This is a genomic window from Micromonospora sp. NPDC048986 (genome assembly GCF_040649335.1).
Taxonomy (GTDB): domain Bacteria; phylum Actinomycetota; class Actinomycetes; order Mycobacteriales; family Micromonosporaceae; genus Micromonospora; species Micromonospora alfalfae.
Window position 1 is genome coordinate 39,106 of the sequence record NZ_JBEZFJ010000004.1, and the last position, 19,715, is coordinate 58,820.

A 19,715-nucleotide genomic window follows, 5' to 3' on the forward strand; every position below is an offset into this window, starting at 1 on the left:
GCGTCTCCCGGCCGGCGGGTCGCCCGAGCAGCGGGCCCCGCCGGCCGGTCACGTCACCGGCCGGGGATCACCAGACCCGACTCGTAGGCGATCATCACCGCCTGCGCGCGGTCGCGCAGGTGCAGTTTGGTGAGCAGGTTGCCGACATGGGTCTTCACCGTGTGCTCGCTGAGGTGGTGATGGGCGGCGATCTCGGCGTTGGACAGGCCGGCCGCGATCAGGCGCAGCACGTCTGTCTCTCGGGCGGTCAGGGCAGTCACCGCGGCGGCCCGGGCGGGGTCCGGATGCCCGCGCCGGTGCAGCTCGCCTATCACTCGGGCGGTGACGGTGGGAGCGAGCAGCGCGTCCCCGGCGGCCACCACGCGGACCGCGTTCACCAGGTCGGCTCGGGGAGCGTCCTTGAGCAGGAAGCCGCTGGCCCCGGCCCGCAGGGCCGCGTACAGGTAGTCGTCGGTGTCGAACATGGTCAGGGCGAGGACCCGGCTCGGGGTGAGCGCGCAGACCTGGCGCGTCGCCGCGACACCGTCCAGGACGGGCATCCGCATGTCCATCAGGACGACGTCGGGGCGGTGTTCGCGGGCGGCCCGCACGGAGGCTGCGCCATCCGCAGCCTCGGCGACCACCTCGATGTCCGGCTCGGCGCCGAGGATGGTGGCGAACCCTGCCCGGAACAGTTCCTGATCATCGGCGAGCACGACACGCAGCATCAGATCACCGCCGGTGTCGACAGCGGCAGGACAGCGGTCACCGCGAAGCCCTGCCTGTCGGAGGTCGGGCCGGTGTGCAGGGTGCCGCCGCAGGCGTGGGCGCGCTCGCGCATGCCGACGATCCCGTACCCGGCCCGGCCGGCGTCGGACACTCGGTGACCGCGCCCGTCGTCGGTGATCGACACGGTGAGCGAGTTCGCCGTGTAGTCCAGTCGGACGCGAACCGATCCTGCCCCGGCATGCCGCACCACATTGGTCAGGGACTCCTGCACGATCCGGTAGGCGGCCACCCCGACGTCCGGGGGTGGCGCGAGCGGCGGCTCGACGGCACCCGCGGACGGCGAGACGGTGAGCACGGCATCGAGGCCGGTGGCGCGGACCCGCTCGACCAGGACGGGAAGGTGGTCCAGACCCGGCTGGTCGAGTGGTCGGTCGGCGGGTTCGTGCAGGCTGCCGACCGCGCGGCGGAGCTGGACGACAGCGTCCCTGCCGGTGGCGGCGATCGTCGCGAACGTGGCATCGGCGCGATCCGGCTGGTGACGGACCAGGAGGGGACCCGCCTCCGCCTGGACGATCATGACGCCGACCGCGTGGGTGAGGATGTCGTGCAGGTCGCGGGCGATCCGGGTGCGTTCGCGCAGCACCGCCGCCGCACGTTCACCGGCGATGCGACGATCGCGTTCGGCGAGGGCCGCGGTCTGGCTTCGGCGTGCCCGGGTGCTGGTGCCCAGCGCGTACGCGAAGAGGTAGGCGACCGACAGGTAACGCAGCACCTCCACGTCCGGGCGGGGATACAGCAACGAGACCAGCAGGCCGGCGGCGGTGAGCACGATGCCGAGCAGGCGGATCGGCACTGAGGCCCGCGCCGCGAACGTGTAGAGGCAGACGAGCGGTCCGACCGGCAGCAGTGGGGGCGCGCCGAGTGAGGCGGACACGGTGGTGGCGACGCCCACCACCAGTGCGACCCGGAGCAACGCCTGGTCCCGCCACAGCACCGGCACCGACGACGCTACCGCGAGCGGCAGCACCCACCACTCGCGTGGCCCACCGGCCAGGGCGGGCAGCACTGTCGCGGCGACGGCGGCCACGGTGACGGCGAGATTGACGTACCGCTTCACGTCGGCAGTATCGTCCGACCAGGCGTGCTGACGCCTCCCTCCACGGGACCAGATCGATCCGGCCTCGCAGGGCGATCCGACCCGGCCGCCACCGCCGCACGCTCGACACATGATGACGATCCTCGCCACGCTCCTCAGTGGCCTGCTCTGGCTCGGTGGCACCGGGCTGCACCCGGTCCCCGCGCTGACCTGGCTCGCCCCGCTCCCGCTGATCCTCGCCTCGACGCGGGTACGCCCGAGGACGGCCCTGTGCGCGACAGCCCTCGCCTGGTCGATCGGTCAGTGCGGCGTGCTCGGCTACTACCTCGGCACCCTGCGACTACCGGTCCCCGTGGTCGCCGGTGTGGTCCTGCTCGGCGTCGGTCTCGCAACCGGCACGGTCCTGCTCGCCCGCGCACTGCTGCTGCGCGGACGAACAGTCCTCGCCGTCCTCGCCGTGCCCTCGCTCTGGGTGCTGGGGGAGTACGTCGCGTCCCGCCTGCTGCCCAACGGCGCCTGGTGGAGCCTCGCCTACACTCAGGCCGACGTCCGCCCGGTGATCCAACTGACCGCGCTCACCGGCGTCTGGGGCGTCACCTACCTGCTGCTCGCCGTCCCGATCGCCCTCGCCGCCCTGCGCGGAAGCCCTCGTCCCGCCCTCACCTGCCTGCTCGTCCTTCTGCTCGGCACCGGCGGGTGGTCGGCCTGGTCGCTGGGCCGTTCGCCCGACCCGGCCGAACGGCTGACCGTCGGCCTGGTGGCATTGCGGCAGCCCGAGGACGGGCTCCCGATCGACGGGCAGCCCGGCCGTGACCTGCTCACCCGTTACGCCGCGCGGGTCGAGGGCCTGGTCGCCCGCGGGGCGCGGATCGTCGTCCTGCCGGAGAAGGTGTTCGCCGTGACGGACACGACGATGCCGGTGCTCGTGGCCGCGCTCCAGCAGACCGAGGCTCAGGTCGTCGTCGGCGCGGTGCGGCGACGGGCCGGCAGGGCGAGCAACGTCGCGCTGGTGCTCGCACCGGGCGGGACCATCGCGACATACGAGAAGCAGCATCTCGTCCCGGGCCTGGAAGACTGGCTGACGCCGGGTGACGAGGTGCTCGTGGACGGGCGGTTCGGCGTAGCGATCTGCAAGGACCTCGACTTTCCCGGCCTGGTCCGGCGGTATCGGGCGCAGGGTGCCTCGGTGCTGCTCGTTCCCGCCCTGGACTTCACCTCCGATGGCTGGCTGCACGGGCGGATGGCACTGGTCCGGGGCGTGGAGAACGGGCTCGTCGTAGTCCGGGCCGCGGCGTTCGGCCGGCTGACGGTCACCGACCCGGGCGGCCGGATGGTGGGTGAGGCCACCGCCGGTGACGCGCAGTTGCTGCTGGCCACTCCGACGTCGGGGTGGGGCACTGTCTATTCGCGTACCGGAGATTGGCTTCCGCTGTTGTCAGTGGTCCTGGTGGTACTGGCCGTGGGTGGCGCGCGGTGGTGGCCGGTTACCAGCGGTTCCGGTGGGCGAACACGCCCGCGTCGGCCCACGGACCGGGCTTGAGGTCCATCGTTGCCTGGCTTCGCCAGCACAGTTGAACGCTCGGCCGGACAACCGGCCGAGCGTTCAACTGTGCGGTGCGGATCAACGCGGGGCTTGGTGGTCCGTCACGCCGCGGAGGCGGCCTTCGCCCCTCGGTGCGACGCCACCGGGCCGGCGTTCCAACCCCAGCGGGGGGCAGGTACCGCCGCGTCGCGGCGCCCGTCCGTGTCGACGTCGTCGCCGTCAACGGTCAGCTCGACCGAGGCGGGTGTGCTGCGAGCCAGCCGCAGCGAGTGCTCGGCGCCGGTGCGGGCCGTGCACGGCCAGGACTGCCCGGCGCACTGGAGGTTGCGGCACTGGCCCTCGTCGTCCGGCTCGTGTGCGCTCAGCACGTCGATCGCCAACTGCCACAGCAGCGGGTCGGTCACGTCGTGCGGACGCTCGGCCGTGCGACTCGGTCGGTTGCTGGTGTCGTCGGACATGGTGGGCCCCCCTCGTCAGGCTGTACCCCCCAAGGGTCACCCGTCAGCCGCCGGCTAAACCGCCGACCTGCTGTGATGTGTCTCTGATCGCAGCTCGGCCGAGGACGCCGCACGCTTATCGGTCAGTCCGGCAGAAGCGGCATCTCCACGCCCGGCTCCCGGCCGAGCAACACCGCCCGCGTGAGCGCCGCTGATCCGAACCGGTCGCGGACCGCGTCGACCGCAGCGTCCAGATGGGACCCGGAGTCCGGCTGGAACGGCAGCTCAGGCTGGACCGGGTTGTCGTCAAGGTTGCCCACTGAGACACCGATCAGGGTGATGCCACGCCGATCGATCTCGGGCAGCGCGGCGCGTAGCAGCGTACGCGCGGCGGCGAGCAGTGGCGTCGTCTCTGCCGTCGCCTTACCGACCGTGTGCGAGCGGGTGGCCCGGGTGTAGTCGCCGAAGCGCAGCCGCAGCACCACGGTGCGGCCGGACCGCCCGGCGGTCCGCATCCGCCGGCTGACCCGGTCGACCAGGCCGGCGAGGATGGCGTCCAGTTCCGTCGAGGCGTGCGGGGTGCGGCTGAGCGCGTGTTGCGCGCCCATCGAACCGCGCCGGCGCCCCACCTGCACCGCCCGGGGGTCGCGATTGTGCGCCAGCGCGTGCAGGTGCCGGCCGACGCCCGCACCGAGCAGCGACACCAGCGCCGCCTCACCGAGGCGGGCCACCTCCCCGACGGTACGGATCCGGCGTTCGCGCAGCTTCGCGGCCGTGACCGGGCCGACGCCCCAGAGCCGCTCCACCGGCAGCGGGTGCAGGAACGCCAGTTCGGCGTCCGGTGCGACCACCAGCAGGCCGTCCGGTTTCGCCACGCCGCTGGCCACCTTGGCCAGGAACTTCGTGCGGGCCACCCCCACCGTGATCGGCAGCTGGACCCGGTCGCGGACCTCCCGGCGCAGTCGTGCGGCGATCTCGGCCGGTGGCCCGACCAGCCGCCGTAGACCACCCACGTCGAGGAACGCCTCGTCGATGGAGAGCCCCTCGACCAGCGGTGTGGTCTGCTGGAAGATTTCGAAGACCGCGCGGCTCGCCGCCGTGTACGCCGACATCCGCGGCGGCACGACGATCGCGTCCGGGCACAGCCTCCGCGCCTGCTGGCCGCCCATCGCGCTGCGGACGCCCCGTGCCTTCGCCTCGTAGCTGGCTGCCAGCACCACGCCGCCACCGACGATCACCGGCCGCCCACGCAGGCGCGGGTCGTCACGCTGCTCGACCGAGGCGTAGAACGCGTCCAGGTCGGCGTGCAGGATGCTGGCGCCGGGCGACACGTACACATGTTCGCATGGCGTCCGGCTGGTGCGGCAGTGAGCTGGGCGAACGTCGATCAGTCGAGGCAGAACTCGTTGCCCTCGGGGTCGGCCATGATGAGATGACCGGCGGCCAACGGGGGAGTGGGCTCGTGCCGGCTGAGCCGCTTGGCGCCATGCGAGACGAGCCGTTCGGCCTCCGCCTCCAGGGCCGCCATCCGCTCCTCACCCTCCAGTCCGGGGGCCGCGCGTACGTCCAGGTGGACCCGGTTCTTCACCTGCTTGTGCTCCGGCACCCGCTGAAAGAACAGCCGTGGCCGCGAGCCCCCGGGGTCGACCACCGCCGACGCGTCGTTGCGCTTCTCCGGCGGCACACCCATCGCCTCCAGCGCCTGGTCCCAGGACTCGAAGTCTCCGGGTGGTGCCTGCACCTGGTAGCCGAGCGTCTCGGCCCAGAACGTGGCCAACCTCGCCGGGTCGGCACAGTCGAACGTGATCTGGACGTCGCGGGTCACGGCGGATCCCTGCTTCCTGTTCTGGTCGGTCATGATCTCAGCCTCTCGCGGATAGCGGACAGGGTTGTTCCGCTATCCGTGAAACGATCGACGCGTGACAGTCGAGGCGACGACCGAGCGGGTGCTGCGCCTGCTGGCGCTGCTGCAACGACGGCTGTCCTGGACGGCTGCCGAACTCGCCGCCGAGCTGGGGGTCACCGGCCGTTGCGTGCGCCGCGACGTGCAGCGTCTGCGGGCGCTCGGCTACCCGGTGCACGCGGTGTCGGGCGTCGGCGGCGGCTATCGACTCGGTGCGGGCACCCGGCTGCCGCCGTTGCTCCTCGACGACGAGGAGGCGATCGCCACGGCGGTGTCGCTGCGGCTGGCCTCCGGGAGCACGATCGCCGGTGCGAGCGAGGCGGCGCTGCGGGCACTCGCGAAGCTCGACCAGGTGATGCCGTCGCGGCTCCGCGCCGAGGTGCGGGCGGTGCACGGCTCCACCGACACCCTCATCGGCCCGGTCGCCGAGATCGATGCGGAACTGCTGGTGACACTCGCCCGGGCCTGTCGGGACGGGGTCCGCGTTCGGTTCCACTATCCCGGCCGGGACGGTAGTGAGCAGGAACGGACTGTCGAGCCGATCCGGATGGTCACCACCGGCCGCCGCTGGTATCTGATGGCCTGGGACGCGGACCGCGCCGACTGGCGGACGTTCCGACTGGACCGGATGCGGGCTGTGCTGGCGACGACCTGGCGTTTTCCCGCGCGCGAGCACCCGGATCCGGTTTCCTTCGTGCAGCGGGCCGTGACCGGGGCGCCGTACCGGTACCTCGCCCGGGTGCGGGTGCACGCCCCACCAGAGCGGTTGCGGGAGGTGGTCCCAGCACAGGTGGGGCGGGTCGAGGACGACCGCGACGGGTGGTCAGTGCTGCTCGTCGGCGGCGACAGCCTGGACTGGCTCGCCGCGCACCTGGCCCGCCTGGATCACGAGATGGAGGTGCTGGAGCCTCCCGGGCTGCGCGAGGCCGCAGGCCGGCTGGCCCGTCGCCTCGCGGGGCTGGCCGGTGCGACGTCGGAGCCCGACGCGCGGTGACGCAGCGTGTAGTGACGCAGCGACACCGGGCTGCCGTCGGGTGCGGTCCATGGTGCCGTGCTGGTGCCTACCCACTGCCACCCTGCGCGCTCGTACAGCGCGGCGGCCGCGGTGCCACCGGCGGCCAACTCCAGCACCAGGTCCGTTGCGCGTTTGTCCGCCCACTGGCGGGCCCGGTCCAGCAGCGCGCTGCCCAGCGCCAACCCGCGGGCTCTCGGCGCGACGAAGAGACGAGCCACCTCGGCCGTCGGCCGGCCCTGCGGTCCGTCCACCGGATCGGGGATCCGATGCACCGCGACGTGTCCGACAACGGCCGCGTCGGCGTCGACGGCGACCCAGGCTCGCGCCGGGTGCGGCTCGCGCAGCCAGCGGTGCGGGTCGGCGGGCCAGTTCAGTGGGTACCCGTCGACCCGGTGAACCTCGGCGAGCGCCGCGACGCAGCCGTCCAGGTCGGTGGCGCGTCGTCGACGCACAGCCCGGCGGTTCACAGGTCGTCGAACGGGCTGGCGTAGCGGAACTCGCCGCGGATCGACTCGTGCCAGGCGTGCGACTGTCGCGCCATGAAGTACTGCGGCCCCCACGGCTGGGGCGGGGTGACGCCCAGCTCGACGGCCGGCCGGAACCCGAAACGCGGGTAGTAGTCGGGATGCCCGAGCAGGACCACCAGCGGTTCGTCCCGCGCGTCGGCCGCGCCGAGCACCGCGTGCATCAACGCGCTGCCCACACCGCGCCGCTGCCAGTCGGGCAACACGCCCAGCGGCCCCAGGCCCAACGCCACCGGCGCACCGCCCACCCGGCCGCGGGTGGCCACCACGTGCCCGACCACCCGGCCGTCCACATCGGTCGCCACCAGGGAGTACGCGGGCAGCCAGCCCTCGTCGGCGCGCAGCGCGTCGACGAGGGTCGCCTCGACCGGTACGCCGTCACCGCCATCGGCCTTGGCGAAGGCTGCGCAGTGCACCGCCCGAACGGCGTCGACGTCGGCGGGTGTCTCGCGTCTGATCAGCACCGCGCCACCATACGGGTGCCCTCGGCAGCGGCTCCACGCGTTATTCCGTCGAATGCCGACGACGCGGCGTCCTCGGCCCACCCACCCGAGGCGCCCGTGGCGACGATCGGGTGGACGTCAGCGGTTCGGCGCTGTGCTCGGCCGGGGTGGCGCGGGCCGGTCGGTTGCCTCGCCGGGGCTGTCGCCGAAGCGACGACAGTTGAAGGGCATGTCGCGGAAACGGGCGATGCCTGTGGGTCATATTGATGACTCACAGGCATCGCGCGAATGAGCGGATAGGGCTCCCGGCCCGGCCCAACCCGGCCCGGCAAGGCCCGGTCCGGCACAGCCCGGGCCAGGTCGGGCGCCATCTCAGCCGACGGCAGTGGCGGAGGGCGGGGCGCTGCCGCCCTGGGGTGCCTCCGGGACCATCAGCCGGATGATCTCCGCCTGGTCGGCGGGCGAGGGCAGTCCCCATTCCGGTCGGTAGCCGTACACCTGGTGCAGTGGGGTGGAGCCGGTGCGGCCGTCCAGGATCTCCACGGCGTCGGTGCCGATCAGGCCGGGGTGTTCGACGCCGCAGGCCTCGGCGACCTTGGTCAGGTCCCGGCGCAGCGTCCGCAGGTAGTTGGCCGCCCGGACCGACTTCAACGTCGGGTCCAGGCCCCGGGCGAGCCACGCGTTCTGGGTGGCGACGCCGGTGGGGCAGGTGTCGGTGTGGCACTTCTGCGCCTGGATGCAGCCGATCGCGAGCATCGCCTCCCGACCGACGTTGACCATGTCGCAGCCGAGCGCGAACGCCACTATGGCGTTGTCCGGCAGGCCGAGCTTGCCGCCGCCGACGAAGACCACCTGTTCGTGCAGATCCCGCTCGGCGAAGATCTTGTAGACCCGGGAGAAGCCCTGCTGGAACGGGAGCGACACGGAGTCGGTGAAGATCAGTGGTGCGGCCCCGGTGCCACCTTCGCCGCCGTCGATCGTCACGAAGTCCACACCCCTGCCGGTGTCCCGCATCAGGGTGGCCAACTCCTGCCAGAAGCTCAGGTCACCGACCGCCGACTTGATGCCGACCGGTAGACCCGTCTCGGCGGCCAGCAACTCCACCCAGTCGAGCAGGCTGTCGCAGTCGGAGAACTCGGCGTGCCGGGACGGGCTGACGCAGTCCTGACCGGCCGGGATGCCCCGGGTTGCGGCGATCTCGGCGGACACCTTCGCCCCGGGCAGCAGCCCACCGAGGCTCGGCTTGGCACCCTGGCTCAGCTTGATCTCCAGCGCTCGCACCGGCGCGCCGGCGACCAGGTCCTTCAGCCGGTCGAGGCTGAACCGGCCGTGCTGGTCGCGGCAGCCGAAGTACGCGGTGCCGAGTTGGAAGACCAGCTCACCGCCGTTGCGGTGGTACGGCGACAGGCCGCCCTCGCCGGTGTTCTGCAGGCAGCCGGCGAGCGCCGCCCCCCTGTTGAGTGCGGAGACGGCATTGCCGGAGAGGGAGCCGAAGCTCATCCCGGAGATGTTGACCACCGACTCCGGTCGGAACGCCTGGGCGCGTCCGCGTGCCGCTCCGAGCACCTTCGCGCAGGGCAACCGCACGTCATGTCCGGCGGTCGGTGCCGACGGCGGCACGGCCCGGCCGAACGTGCGGTGCTTGATGATCGGGTATCCGGGGGTGTACTCGATGTCGTTGTCGGTGCCGAAACCGAAGTAGTTGTTCTCCTGCTTGGCCGACGCGTACACCCAGCGGCGCTGGTCGCGGGTGAACGGCCGTTCCTCGTTGTTGCCGGCCACGATGTACTGCCGCAGCTCCGGTCCGATCGTCTCCAACAGGTAGCGGGCCCGGCCGAGGACCGGGAAGTTGCGCAGCAGCGCGTGGTCGCGCTGGATCAGGTCCCGCGCGGCGAGGGCCGCGACGGCGGCGGCGACAGCGGGTACGGCTCGACGGGCCCAGGTCATGCCGGCAAGTCTTTCCGCCCGGGCGGCGGATCAAACCGGTGAGCTGGCTGGTGGCGGCGCGGATGCGTCCCGCACCGCCACCCCGACGCTCAGCGGTGCCGGAACGACTCGCGGACCGATCCGCCGACGACAGCGCACCAGGTGCTGGTGCTGAGCTTGCCGTTGCGAGGCAGCCCGTGCAGCGCCTGGAGGTCCTGCACCGCCTTCCGGGTGGCGTGGTCGTACGCCCCGGTGACGGTGACCGCGTACCCCTTGGTGGCGAGGATTTCCTGCACCGCGGTGACCGGCGCTCCTGCTGCGTGCTGGTCCAGCTCCGGCGCGAGGGTCTCCCAGGTGGGCGTGGTGAGTGTGGCGTCCACGTCCACCGCGATGCCGTTGCGGGCCTGCCAGTCCTGCACCGCCGTGACGGTAGCGGCGTCGAACGTGCCGCTGACGGTCACCGGGTAGCCCCGGTAGGCGAGCAGGTGCTGCACGACCCGGACCGAGGGGGAGTTGACGAAACGCCACAGGTCCGGCCAGCGGCGTGCCGGCACGTCACCGAGTTTGGTGCCGAGGGCGGCGTGTACCCGCCGCCGCAGCTCGGGGAACTGCCGGTAGAAGGCCGCGCCCGGGCACTCGGTGGTGCGGAAGTCCCAGTGGCCGAAGATGTCGTGGGCGTGCAGTCCGTACTGTCGGCAGATGGTGACGCAGAGCTTGACCAGCGAGTCGGTCAACGCCTCGGGTGGCGTCTCGGTGACGTAGGTGCCCTCGTTCTCGATGCCGATGGCCCTGCCGTTCTCACCCGGACAGTGTGCCGAGATCATCTGCCGGTCGCCGGCTTCCAGGCGTTCCAGGCTGCCCCGGCGACCCTCCAGCACGTACCCGCCACGGCTCACTGTGAAGTGCTGGCCGGTGTCCGACCAGCCGTTGCCGTCCATATGCAGGTCCTGGCAGTCGTGGGCCAGCTTGACCGCCTGCTCGCGGGAGTAGTCGGTGACGTTCGGGAACGCCATGTGGTGCACGATGATCTTGTTGGTGGCGATGGCGCTCACCGACAGCGGGTCCTTCGGTGGGCGGGCGGCCCACTCGTCACAGCTGATGATCCAGTCCAGGTCGGCGCCCGGCGCGGCCTGCGCCCCGCCCGGGAAGGCGAGTTCGCTCCCGACGACGGCGACAGTGGCGGCGCCGAGACCGGCCCGCAGCAGCGTCCGGCGATCCACTTCGGAATGGTCGACGTGCATTGCGTCTCCTCCTGCGGCCGACGGCGGGGGGATGAAAAGTAGCTCCAGTGGCCGCACTTACCACGGAGAATATTGCCAAGACTCGTCCCCGCGCCAGAGGGGCGGTCCTGCCTGGTCGGCGTTTCCGCGCGTCGGGTCGGGGGTAGGTCGGGGCTGACCGTTCCGGCCGCCACATTTAAGGAATGACCAGATGAGTGACAACGTCAGCGACGCGGTGGGCGACGCTCTCCGCTCGGTGATGCTCTTCCTGCCCAAGGCCGTCGCCTTCCTGGCGATCCTGGTGGCCGGATGGCTGATCGCCAAGGCCGCGCTGAAGATCGTGGAGAAGGTCCTCGAACGGGTGGGCTTCGACCGCGCCGTCGAACGCGGCGGCATCCGCCGCGCGTTGAGCCGCTCCCGGTACGACGCCAGTGACATCGTCGCGAAGCTCGTCTACTACGCGGTGCTGCTGTTCACCCTTCAGCTCGCCTTCGGCATCTGGGGGCCGAACCCGATCTCCGACCTGCTCGGCGCGGTGATCGCGTGGCTGCCCCGCGCCTTCGTCGCGATCGTCATCGTCGTGGTCGCCGCCGCCATCGCCAACGCGGTCAAGGACATCATCAGCGGTGCGCTCGGCGGCCTGTCGTACGGCCGGGTGCTGGCCACCATCGCCTCGGTGTTCATCCTCGGCCTCGGCGTCATCGCCGCGCTGAACCAGATCGGCGTGGCCACAGCGGTCACCACTCCCGTGCTGATCGCCGTGCTGGCCACGATCGGCGGCATCCTCGTCGTCGGTGTCGGCGGCGGTCTGATCCGTCCGATGCAGAGTCGTTGGGAGTCGTGGCTGACCCGCGCCGAGCAGGAGTCGCAGGTGATCGCCGAGCACGCCCAGGCGTACCGGGCCGGTCGCCGCGACGCCGAAGCCGAGCTGGCCCGCCGGTCGGCCACCACCAGCGGCGCGGAGGCCACCCAGGTGGTGACCCGGCCGGCCGACGCCGACGCCGATGCCACCCAGGTGGTGACCCGGCCCACCGACCCGGAGGCCACCCAGGTCGTCCACTTCCCGGTCAGCTCCGACGCCACCCAGGCGGTCGATCGCAGCACCGTCGACGACGTGACGCCGACGCCGGTTCGGCCCTCCGCCACCGACGACACGACCCAGGTGGTCAGCGGCTCGGCCGATTCGGACACCACCCAGGTGGTCGGCACCGGCGTCGACCCCGACGCCACCCAGGTGGTCACGGGCGGCACCGATCGCGCGGTGCCCGGGCAGCGCACCAGCGACGACGGTGAGACCACCACTGTCATTCCGCCGGTCGACAGGCGCTGACACCAGCGGTACGGCGGCGGGGCGGGATCGAACTGATCCCGCCCCGCCTCTCGTTGTCCGCCCCGCCTCGCCCAGCCGGCGCGGTCTACGTTGCTCGGCACACCGAAAGCGCTGGCCGTAGCCGCGCCGGTTGTCTAGCATCGCGGCCATGACCTGGCGACATTGATCCAGCAGCGTCGGCCGATCCCGTGGGCCACCACGGGCACCGCACGTCCGGTGTCCGTCTCTACTCCCACGGGAAGGCCCCATGACCCGCATCGACCCGCGCGTGCCCGAGGCGGCGGTCCGTCGGCTGACGGCGACCCTCTACGGGTACTCGTTTCTCAGTGACCTCGTCCTGCTCTATCCGCTGTACGTGGTGTTCTTCGCCGACACCGGGCTGTCGGTGGGGCAGATCGCGTCGCTCTTCGTCATCTGGTCCGCCGCCGGCATCCTGTTCGAGGTGCCCTCCGGCGCCTGGGCGGACGTGCTGTCCCGCCGGCTGCTGCTGTGCCTCGCCCCGCTGGTGGCCGCCGCGGGTTTCGCGCTCTGGGTGCTGCTGCCGTCATACCCGGCCTTCGCTGTCGGTTTCCTGCTCTGGGGCGCCGGTGGCGCACTGGTCTCCGGTGCGCTGGAGGCGTTGGTCTGGACCGAACTCGACCGGCTCGGCGCTGTCGGCCGGTACGCACGGGTGCTCGGGCGGGCGCGGACGGCGGGTGTGCTGGGCGTGGTGGTCTCCGGAGTGCTCGCCGGCCCGGTGCTCGCCGTCGGCGGGTACCCGGTGGTCGGCGCGGCCAGCGTGCTGGCCTGTCTGCTCGCCACGATCGTCGCGACCCGCTTCCCGGAGCACCGCGCGCCGACCGCCGCGGCCGTCCCGGTCGCCGAGCCGGCGATGGCCGCCCGGCCGGTGGGTGCCGCACCCCCGGGACCGGACGCGCCGGACACCGTCGCGCCCGCGAGCCCGGACGACGATGGGGACCTGGGGTGGTGGGACACGCTGCGGGCCGGAGTGTCGCAGGTCCGCACCCGTCCGCCGGTACGAGCCGCCGTGCTGCTGGTGGCCGTTGTCGCCGCCGACTGGGGTGCCCTGGACGAGTACACCCCGCTGCTCGCACTGGACACCGGCGTCGGGGCGCGGGCCGTGCCGCTGCTGCTCCTGCTGCTCTGGGCCGGAGTGACGGTCGGTGGGCTGCTCGCCCCGGCGGGGGAGCGGCTGGGCAGCCGAGGCTACGCCGCCCTGCTGGGGCTGGTCGGCGTCGCGCTGGCCGCAGGGGCCCTGCTCCGGCACCCGGCGGGGTTCGTGCTGCTCGCGGTGGCCTTCGGGGCCGCGCAGTTGGCCACAGTGCTGGCCGACGCGCGGCTCCAGGCCCGGATCACCGGCACCAGCCGCGCCACAGTCACCTCGTTGGCCGGGATGGCCACCGACGTGCTGATCATCGTGACGTACGCCGGCTACGGCCTGCTCGCCACGGCGGCCGGCAACGCCGTGGCGTTCGCGCTGACCGCCGGGGCGTACCTCGTGGTGGCGCTGGTGCTGCTGACCCGCCGCCGCCGGACGGCAGTGCCCGTCGGCGTGGCCGCGGCGGTGCCGGACGGTCCGGACTGACCGGGGCCCGGCGGCCGCCTCCTCGGGCCGCCGCCGGGGCGCACTGTCAGCCGGCCATGTGCAGGAACGACCACTGGTGGCCGTCGAGGTCGCGGAAGCCGCGCATGTACATCGGGCCGTTGGCCATCCCCGGCCCGAGCGACTCCCCACCCGCGACCGCCGCCTGGTCGACCAGTTCGTCGACCTGCCCTCGGCTCGACGCCGACAGCCCGATGATGACCTCCCGGCTGGTCGCCGTGTCCGGCGTGGCGACCCCGGTGTACGCCTCGAAGCCCGAGCGCAGGTGCAGCACCAGCCGGGTGGTGTCGGAGATGGTGAGCACAGTGCTGTCGCCGTCCGGCCCGGCCGGGTCGCTGGTGAAGCCGATCGCCCGGTAGAACTCGGTGGCGGTGGTCAGGTCGCGCACCGGCAGGTTGATGAATGTCATGGTCATCGGTGGTCTCCGTCCGTTTCGAGCAACACCTTCAGCGCGGTGAGCCGGTCCCGCCAGTACGCCTTCACCTCCGCGGCCTGCTCCGCTCCGGTCAGCTTCTCGTGCAGGACGTTGACCCGGGCCTTTGACTCGCCGACAGCATCGATACCGACGACGATCCTGGTGGGGCCGCCGGCCCAGTCGGCCCGAAAGCTGCGCGGCGCGGTGGCGGTGCGGACACGTACCTCGACGTCGGGCAGCCAGCGGGCGCGTGCCGTCTCGTCGGCGAACGCCTCGAACAAGCGCAGCGCCGGCACTGCCACCGTCCGGCTCGCGCTGGCCTCGAAGCCGCCGCCGCGTCGTTGACCCGGCGCGCGCAGTCCGCGTGCCTGCTCGTACCCGACGGTGACGGTCTGCGCCCACCAGCCCGGCACCTCGTGTTCGGTGGCCAGGTGACGGGCGATGCGGGTGTGCGTCCACTCGGTGGCGGACGCGGCGTCGAGCACCGCGAACCACTCGTCCCAGCCGCGGCCGGTCCGGGCCCGGATCAGGTCGTCGGCGATCCGCTCGGTCTGCGCCGCGGCAGCCGCGACGGGCGGTCCGGTGGGTGCCGGCGGGGACGCGGCGGTGGACGCCGGCTCCACACTCCGCTTGATCAGGTGCCGACGGGCGGTGGTGTAGCTCTCGCCGGTCTTCGCCATCCGGGCCCGGACCCGGGCCTTGAACGATCTCTGGGTGGTCATCACATGCTCCCGGTCAACGGCACGGTCACCGAGACTCACGCTCCCGCCGACCCCGCCGGAGTGGGGCATGTGGCACCACGTCCCGAGGGCTCAAGGCCCCCTCTGCCTCCGCGTTGCCGACGGCGTGAGCGCCGGGAGGGAGGTGCGGCGCAGGACTACGCCGACGTCATCCTACGCCGCAACAGCCGTCAGGGTTGGTCACCGTCGAGGTAGACCCACCGGCCGTCCTCGCGGACGAACCGGCTGTGTTCGGTCAACGTGCCGGGCCGGCCCGCGTCCCGGTAGTGGGCGTGGAAGGTCACCGTGCCGGCGGGGTCGAGCAGGCCGCCCCGCTCGGTCTCCACGATCTCCAGTCGGGTCCACCGCTGCCCCGGGTCGAGCTCCAGGGAGGCGGGCCGGGTCGAGGAGTGCCAGCTGCGCAGCAGGTAACCGGAGTCGCCGAGGGCGAAGGCGCTGAACCGGGAGCGCATCAACGCCTCGGCCGTCGCCGGGGCGTCGCCGCCGTGCGCCGGGGCGCAGCAGTCCGCGTACGCCCGACCGGAACCGCACGGGCACACCCGTCCCGTCGTCGCGTTCGCCCGCCGACGTCCCGCACCCTTACCCACGTCGTTCATCCTGCCGCACACGCCCTAGTCGAGCGGCACCGGCAGCGGCACCGGCCGCTTGGCCACCCGGTCGTCGCCCGACGAGCGGCCGCGTAGGTGCCGGGCCAGCCAGGGCAGCAGGTGCCGGCGGGTCCAGGCCAGCTCGGCGCCGAACACCTCGCCGCCGCGCCGCCGGGGGGCCGGCGGCAACGGCCGCGTCCAGGAGTCGTCGAACCCGGGCAGACCCGCCGTGTACGCCAGTGCGGCGGCGATGCGCTCGTGGCCGGCGCTGTTGGCGTGCAGCCGGTCGTCGCTCCACAGCCGGGGGTCGGAGGAGACCGGGTGGGCGCCCAGGTCGAGGAGGGTGGCACCGGTCTGTGCGGTGGCGTCCCGCAGCGCCTCGTTGAGTGCCGACATGCGACCCCGCAGCGGCCGGGCCAGCGGCATCACGGGTGCCGGATCCGGCATCGTGAACGTCAGCACTGTGGCGCCCTGCTCGACCAGTGCCTGCTGCATCGCCGCCACGTCCCCGGCGACCTGGTCCGCGTCGAAGGAGGGACGCAGCACGTCGTTCATGCCGGCGACCACGGTGGCCAGGTCGGGGGCCAGGTCGAGGGCGGGCTGGAGCTGCTCGGCCCGGATCAGCGCTGTGGTCCGGCCGCGGATGGCCAGGTTCGCGTATTCCAGACCGCCCTGGGCGCGGGCCACCGCCAGGGCGAACCGGTCGGCCCAACCCCGGTAGCCGCCGACGCCGTCGGGGTCGTCGAGCCCTTCGGTGGTGCTGTCGCCGATCGCCACGTACCGCTGCCACATCACCCGCGCGAGGTTAGCCCTCCGTCAGCCCAGGCGGAGCGCCCGGTCGGCCGAGAACGACAGTTGACGATCGCTCCTAGACTCACGACATGACGCGTGCCCCCGCGGTGCCACTGGCGCCGAACGTCTGGCGCATCCCCACCGTGGGCCGCGCGGCCGTCAACTCCTACGCCTTCGTCGACGACGACGGCAGCGTCACGCTTGTCGACTGCGGGCTGGCCAAGGCGCCGGCCCGAATCGTGCGCGGGCTCGCGGCGATCGGCAAGACGCCGGCGGACGTCACAAGGATCGTGCTCACCCACGCGCACCCCGATCACGCGGGCGGCGCGGCGGAGCTGGCCCGCCGCACCGGCGCCCCGGTCGCGGCGCACGCCGCCGACGTGCCGTACGCGCAGGCGGGCCGCGCGCCGGTCAGCGACCCGACGGTGACCGGCGGCCGGCTCTTCGCCCGGCTCAACAGCGGCCGGTTCCCGGCGGTCGAGGTGGCCCAGCCGCTGGCCGACGGGGACCTGCTCGACGTCGGAGGTGGCCTGCGGGTGGTGCACACCCCCGGGCACTCGCCGGGGCACGTGTCGCTGCTGCACGAGCCGACCCGCCTGCTGATCACCGGTGACGCGTTGTTCAACGTGCTCGGTGTCCGGTGGCCGGTGAAGTGGCTGTGCAGCGACTTCCGGATGACCCGGGAAACCGCGCACGTCCTCGGCGAGTTGGATTACGACCTCGCGGCCTTCACCCACGGCCCCGAGCTGACCGACAAACCCCGCGACCGCATTCGCGCCTTCCTCTCCGCGCACCGTTGAGCGGCCCGTCGGCGCGCCTCACAGCCAGCCGGAGCGGCGGAACAGCCGGTACAGGAACAGGGCCGCCGCCGCCATCAGGGTGAGGGCCCCGGTGTAGCCGTAGCGCCAGGCCAGCTCGGGCATGTGGTTGAAGTTCATGCCGTAGATGCCGGCGATGCCGGTCTGGGTGGCCGCGATGGCCGCCCAGGCGGCGATCTTGCGCATGTCGTTGTTCTGCTCGACGGCGAGCTGCGCCAGTCGCGACTGAACGATCGAGGTGAGCAGGTCGTCGTACGCGGCCACCCGGTCCACCGCCCGGCTCAGTCGGCCGTCGACGTCGACGAACCAGCGGTGCAGGGCACGCGGCGGACCGTCGGGTTCGAGCAGCGTACGCATCGGCGCCTGCAACGGCAGGACTGCCCGCTTGAACTCCACCACCTCCCGTTTGAGCTGGTAGATGTGCTGGATGTCGGCGCTGCGGTCGCGGGCGAACACCGCCTCCTCGACCCGTTCCAGGTCCCGTTCCACGTGCCCGGCCACCTCCAGGTAGGAGTCGACCATGCGGGCGCAGACCGCGTACGCCACCGCCCACGGGCCGGCGGCCAGCAGCGCGGGGCGGCGCTCGATGTCGGCGCGGACACTGCGCAGCGCCCCGGCGGCGCCGTGCCGCACAGTGATGGCGAAGCGGTCACCGAGCAGCACCATCACGTCACCGGTGTCGATCACCTCGGAGGTGTCGGTCAGCTCGTCGTGCTCCACGTACCCGGCGGTGCGCAGGACCAGCAGCGTGACCGGCCCGTGGCGCTGCACTGTGGGCCGGTGCCCGTCGGCGAGCGCCTGTTCGACGGTCAGCTCGTCGAGGCCGAAGGTCTGGCCGACTGCGGCGAGCACGGCCGGGCCGGGATCGTGCAGCCCCAGCCACACGAAGGCGTCGCGGACGTGCCGCGCCCGGGCGTACGCGTCGGCGTAGTGCGGTTGACCGGGTTCCCGCCGGCCGTTGACGTAGACGGCGCAGTCGACCACGGCGTCCGGGTTGGACCGGCGGGGGGTGGGGGAGTCGCCCTCGACCCGTCCGAGCAGTCGTCGGGCCAGGGCGCGTACGCCTCGACCGGTCCGGTCCCGTACCGGTCGCTGATCCACCGCGTGCCTCCCCGTCGCCGGCGCACCGTCCCGATCAGGCGATGGTGCCACCGCATTCTGCCGACCGGGGTCCGGCTCCCGACAGCGGGGAGGCGGCGCGGGCGTGCGGCTCGGTTTCAGGCGGGTGGTCCGGTTGAGGCGGGCAGTCCGGTTGAGTCGGGCGGTCTGGTTCAGGCGGGCGGTCCGGTTCAGGCGGTGCGGGTGGCGAAGACGACGACGTTGTCGACGTAGTTGCCGGTCGTCGCGTCGAACCGGCCGCCGCAGGTGATCAGGCGTAGCCCGGCGGCGTCGGAAGGGCCGTAGACCAGTGTGGTGGGGAAGTGCTCCTTGGGGTACGCCCGCACGTCGTCCACTGTGAATGTGGCGACCCGTGCGTCGGCGCGGGTGACCTGTACCTGCTGCCCGGCGCGGAGCCGACCGAGGTCGAAGAAGACCGCGGGACCGGACGGCGCGTCGACGTGCCCGACCAGGACGGCGTTGCCGGTCTCGCCCGGGCTGACCCCGTGCCGGTACCAGCCGGCGAGGGTGGGCCGGTCCAGCGGCGGCACCTCCAGCACCCCGGCGGCGTCGGCGCCGACGGGGACGATGTCGGCGCGTACGTCGATGGCGGGGATCTGCACCCGGATCGGCGCGGCGGGTGGCAGCGGCGCCAGGTCCGGTGCGGGGTGGGTGCGGGTCGGCGCGTCGGCCGACGGTAGTGGTGGCCGCGCGGGGTCGGCGGTGAGGCCGACGGTGATCAGCCCGAGCCCGGTCACGCCGAGCAGGGCGACCACCGCCGGTAGGGTCCGCCGCCACCACACGTGTGCACCTCCGTACCGGATCGTCGGGGTGCCCGCGTCGGTGTCACCGGCGCGGGCACCCGTCTCAGGGATGGAACGGCCGCCGATCAGGCGACAGTGGACACCGGTCGGCGCCGGCGGATCAGGATCACCGCGCCGGCGAGGGCGGTGCCGAGCAGCGTGCCGCCGGCGGCGAGAGCGCCGGTGTCACGGTTGTCGCCGCCGGAGCCGGCCGGCGCGCCGCCGATCGGGGTCACGGCGAAGGTGGCGGTGCCGGCCGAGCTACCGTCGCCGCAGGTCGCCGCCACCGTGTAGGTGCCCAGGGTGAACCCGGCGGTGAAGAGCTCGGCGCTCAGCCCGCCGCCGGCGGCGGCCGTGGTGGATCGGACGTTCTGGTCGCGGTTGGGGCCGGTGACCCGGAAGAGGGCGTCACCCGACTTCGGGTTGCAGGTCGTCGCGGTGAGCACGACGGTCCCACCGACCGGGGTGGTGGCCGGTGACACAGTGGTGTCGGCCAGTGCGGCGCCTGGCAGCAGGAGCGTGCCGAGGCCCACGCCGAGCGCCGCCGAGCAGAGTGCTGTTGAGACCTTCATACGCGTCTTCCCTCACTTTTCGTCCGCTGACTGCGTGGGACGTCGTTCGGGTGGCCAACTCCGTGACTAGCACCGGTGTGCCCAACACTAGGTGGGTTGGGCCCACGATCAGGTGAAAATGAGAAATCCTCGTTGCCGTCAC

Annotated in this window: 21 protein-coding genes; 5 read left to right on the forward strand and 16 right to left on the reverse strand. The window is 72.7% G+C overall.

The window, feature by feature from the left end; all coding sequences use genetic code 11:
* Positions 1-53 precede the first annotated feature (53 nt).
* Positions 54-707, reverse strand: a complete 654-nt coding sequence (locus AB0B94_RS10385; protein ID WP_357271161.1) for a response regulator transcription factor — start codon at positions 705-707, stop codon at positions 54-56.
* Positions 707-1,825, reverse strand: a complete 1,119-nt coding sequence (locus AB0B94_RS10390; protein WP_357271164.1) for a sensor histidine kinase — start codon at positions 1,823-1,825, stop codon at positions 707-709. The genes AB0B94_RS10385 and AB0B94_RS10390 overlap by 1 nt, the downstream gene beginning before the upstream one ends.
* A gap of 109 nt (positions 1,826-1,934) precedes the next feature.
* On the opposite strand from AB0B94_RS10390, the gene AB0B94_RS10395 reads away from it, so the two are divergent.
* Positions 1,935-3,344 carry a nitrilase-related carbon-nitrogen hydrolase gene (locus AB0B94_RS10395; protein WP_357271167.1) on the forward strand — a complete coding sequence of 470 codons (1,410 nt, stop codon included), beginning with the start codon at positions 1,935-1,937 and terminating at the stop codon, positions 3,342-3,344.
* 104 nt (positions 3,345-3,448) lie between these two features.
* On the opposite strand, the gene AB0B94_RS10400 is transcribed toward AB0B94_RS10395, so the two are convergent.
* The 3 genes from AB0B94_RS10400 to AB0B94_RS10410 all read right to left on the reverse strand — a co-directional run bounded on the left by AB0B94_RS10400 (position 3,449) and on the right by AB0B94_RS10410 (position 5,642).
* Positions 3,449-3,805 (reverse strand): hypothetical protein, encoded by a 357-nt coding sequence (locus AB0B94_RS10400; protein ID WP_357271170.1) that lies wholly within the window; start codon positions 3,803-3,805, stop codon positions 3,449-3,451.
* A 122-nt stretch (positions 3,806-3,927) separates the two neighbouring features.
* Entirely contained in the window at positions 3,928-5,115 is a 1,188-nt protein-coding gene (gene dinB / locus AB0B94_RS10405) for a DNA polymerase IV (protein ID WP_357271173.1), read from the reverse strand.
* A 56-nt stretch (positions 5,116-5,171) separates the two neighbouring features.
* Entirely contained in the window at positions 5,172-5,642 is a 471-nt protein-coding gene (locus AB0B94_RS10410; RefSeq protein WP_357271176.1) for a VOC family protein, read from the reverse strand.
* 61 nt (positions 5,643-5,703) lie between these two features.
* On the opposite strand from AB0B94_RS10410, the gene AB0B94_RS10415 reads away from it, so the two are divergent.
* A complete protein-coding gene (locus tag AB0B94_RS10415; RefSeq protein ID WP_357271179.1) occupies positions 5,704-6,681 on the forward strand; it encodes a YafY family protein in 978 nt (325 codons plus the stop codon).
* On the opposite strand, the gene AB0B94_RS10420 is transcribed toward AB0B94_RS10415, so the two are convergent.
* From AB0B94_RS10420 to AB0B94_RS10435, 4 genes are all read right to left on the reverse strand, one after another.
* On the reverse strand, positions 6,573-7,154 hold the full coding sequence (locus tag AB0B94_RS10420; RefSeq protein ID WP_357271182.1) for a GNAT family N-acetyltransferase: 582 nt from the start codon (positions 7,152-7,154) through the stop codon (positions 6,573-6,575). The two genes, AB0B94_RS10415 and AB0B94_RS10420, sit on opposite strands and share 109 nt — an antisense overlap.
* A gap of 11 nt (positions 7,155-7,165) precedes the next feature.
* Entirely contained in the window at positions 7,166-7,690 is a 525-nt protein-coding gene (locus AB0B94_RS10425; RefSeq protein ID WP_357271185.1) for an N-acetyltransferase, read from the reverse strand.
* Between the two features lie 351 nt (positions 7,691-8,041).
* A complete protein-coding gene (locus tag AB0B94_RS10430) occupies positions 8,042-9,616 on the reverse strand; it encodes an FMN-binding glutamate synthase family protein (RefSeq protein WP_357271188.1) in 1,575 nt (524 codons plus the stop codon).
* An 89-nt stretch (positions 9,617-9,705) separates the two neighbouring features.
* Positions 9,706-10,836, reverse strand: coding sequence for an N-acetylmuramoyl-L-alanine amidase (locus tag AB0B94_RS10435; protein ID WP_357271191.1), 1,131 nt, complete (start codon positions 10,834-10,836; stop codon positions 9,706-9,708).
* A 190-nt stretch (positions 10,837-11,026) separates the two neighbouring features.
* Here AB0B94_RS10435 and AB0B94_RS10440 point away from each other — a divergent pair, with 190 nt between their 5' ends.
* Both AB0B94_RS10440 and AB0B94_RS10445 read left to right on the forward strand, forming a co-directional pair.
* On the forward strand, positions 11,027-12,145 hold the full coding sequence (locus AB0B94_RS10440) for a hypothetical protein (protein WP_357271194.1): 1,119 nt from the start codon (positions 11,027-11,029) through the stop codon (positions 12,143-12,145).
* A gap of 247 nt (positions 12,146-12,392) precedes the next feature.
* Positions 12,393-13,730: an MFS transporter gene (locus AB0B94_RS10445; protein WP_357271197.1), complete on the forward strand. Its 1,338-nt coding sequence runs from the start codon at positions 12,393-12,395 to the stop codon at positions 13,728-13,730.
* Positions 13,731-13,776: 46 nt separating this feature from the next.
* Here the strand turns inward: AB0B94_RS10445 and AB0B94_RS10450 are convergent, their stop codons facing one another.
* The 4 genes from AB0B94_RS10450 to AB0B94_RS10465 all read right to left on the reverse strand — a co-directional run bounded on the left by AB0B94_RS10450 (position 13,777) and on the right by AB0B94_RS10465 (position 16,282).
* A complete protein-coding gene (locus AB0B94_RS10450) occupies positions 13,777-14,163 on the reverse strand; it encodes a hypothetical protein (protein WP_357271200.1) in 387 nt (128 codons plus the stop codon).
* Positions 14,160-14,885, reverse strand: coding sequence for a hypothetical protein (locus AB0B94_RS10455; protein ID WP_357271203.1), 726 nt, complete (start codon positions 14,883-14,885; stop codon positions 14,160-14,162). The genes AB0B94_RS10450 and AB0B94_RS10455 overlap by 4 nt, the downstream gene beginning before the upstream one ends.
* A gap of 188 nt (positions 14,886-15,073) precedes the next feature.
* Positions 15,074-15,490 carry a YchJ family metal-binding protein gene (locus AB0B94_RS10460; protein ID WP_357271206.1) on the reverse strand — a complete coding sequence of 139 codons (417 nt, stop codon included), beginning with the start codon at positions 15,488-15,490 and terminating at the stop codon, positions 15,074-15,076.
* Positions 15,491-15,514: 24 nt separating this feature from the next.
* Positions 15,515-16,282, reverse strand: coding sequence for an SGNH/GDSL hydrolase family protein (locus AB0B94_RS10465; protein ID WP_357273815.1), 768 nt, complete (start codon positions 16,280-16,282; stop codon positions 15,515-15,517).
* A gap of 89 nt (positions 16,283-16,371) precedes the next feature.
* Here AB0B94_RS10465 and AB0B94_RS10470 point away from each other — a divergent pair, with 89 nt between their 5' ends.
* Positions 16,372-17,082 (forward strand): MBL fold metallo-hydrolase, encoded by a 711-nt coding sequence (locus AB0B94_RS10470; protein ID WP_357271209.1) that lies wholly within the window; start codon positions 16,372-16,374, stop codon positions 17,080-17,082.
* A gap of 18 nt (positions 17,083-17,100) precedes the next feature.
* Here the strand turns inward: AB0B94_RS10470 and AB0B94_RS10475 are convergent, their stop codons facing one another.
* The 3 genes from AB0B94_RS10475 to AB0B94_RS10485 form a co-directional block, all read right to left on the reverse strand.
* The gene (locus AB0B94_RS10475) at positions 17,101-18,201 is read right to left on the reverse strand and encodes a magnesium and cobalt transport protein CorA (protein ID WP_357271212.1); all 1,101 of its coding nucleotides are present in this window, start codon (positions 18,199-18,201) and stop codon (positions 17,101-17,103) included.
* 188 nt (positions 18,202-18,389) lie between these two features.
* Positions 18,390-19,001, reverse strand: coding sequence for a class F sortase (locus AB0B94_RS10480; protein WP_357271215.1), 612 nt, complete (start codon positions 18,999-19,001; stop codon positions 18,390-18,392).
* 86 nt (positions 19,002-19,087) lie between these two features.
* Positions 19,088-19,573, reverse strand: coding sequence for a hypothetical protein (locus AB0B94_RS10485; protein ID WP_091406610.1), 486 nt, complete (start codon positions 19,571-19,573; stop codon positions 19,088-19,090).
* Positions 19,574-19,715 lie beyond the last annotated feature (142 nt).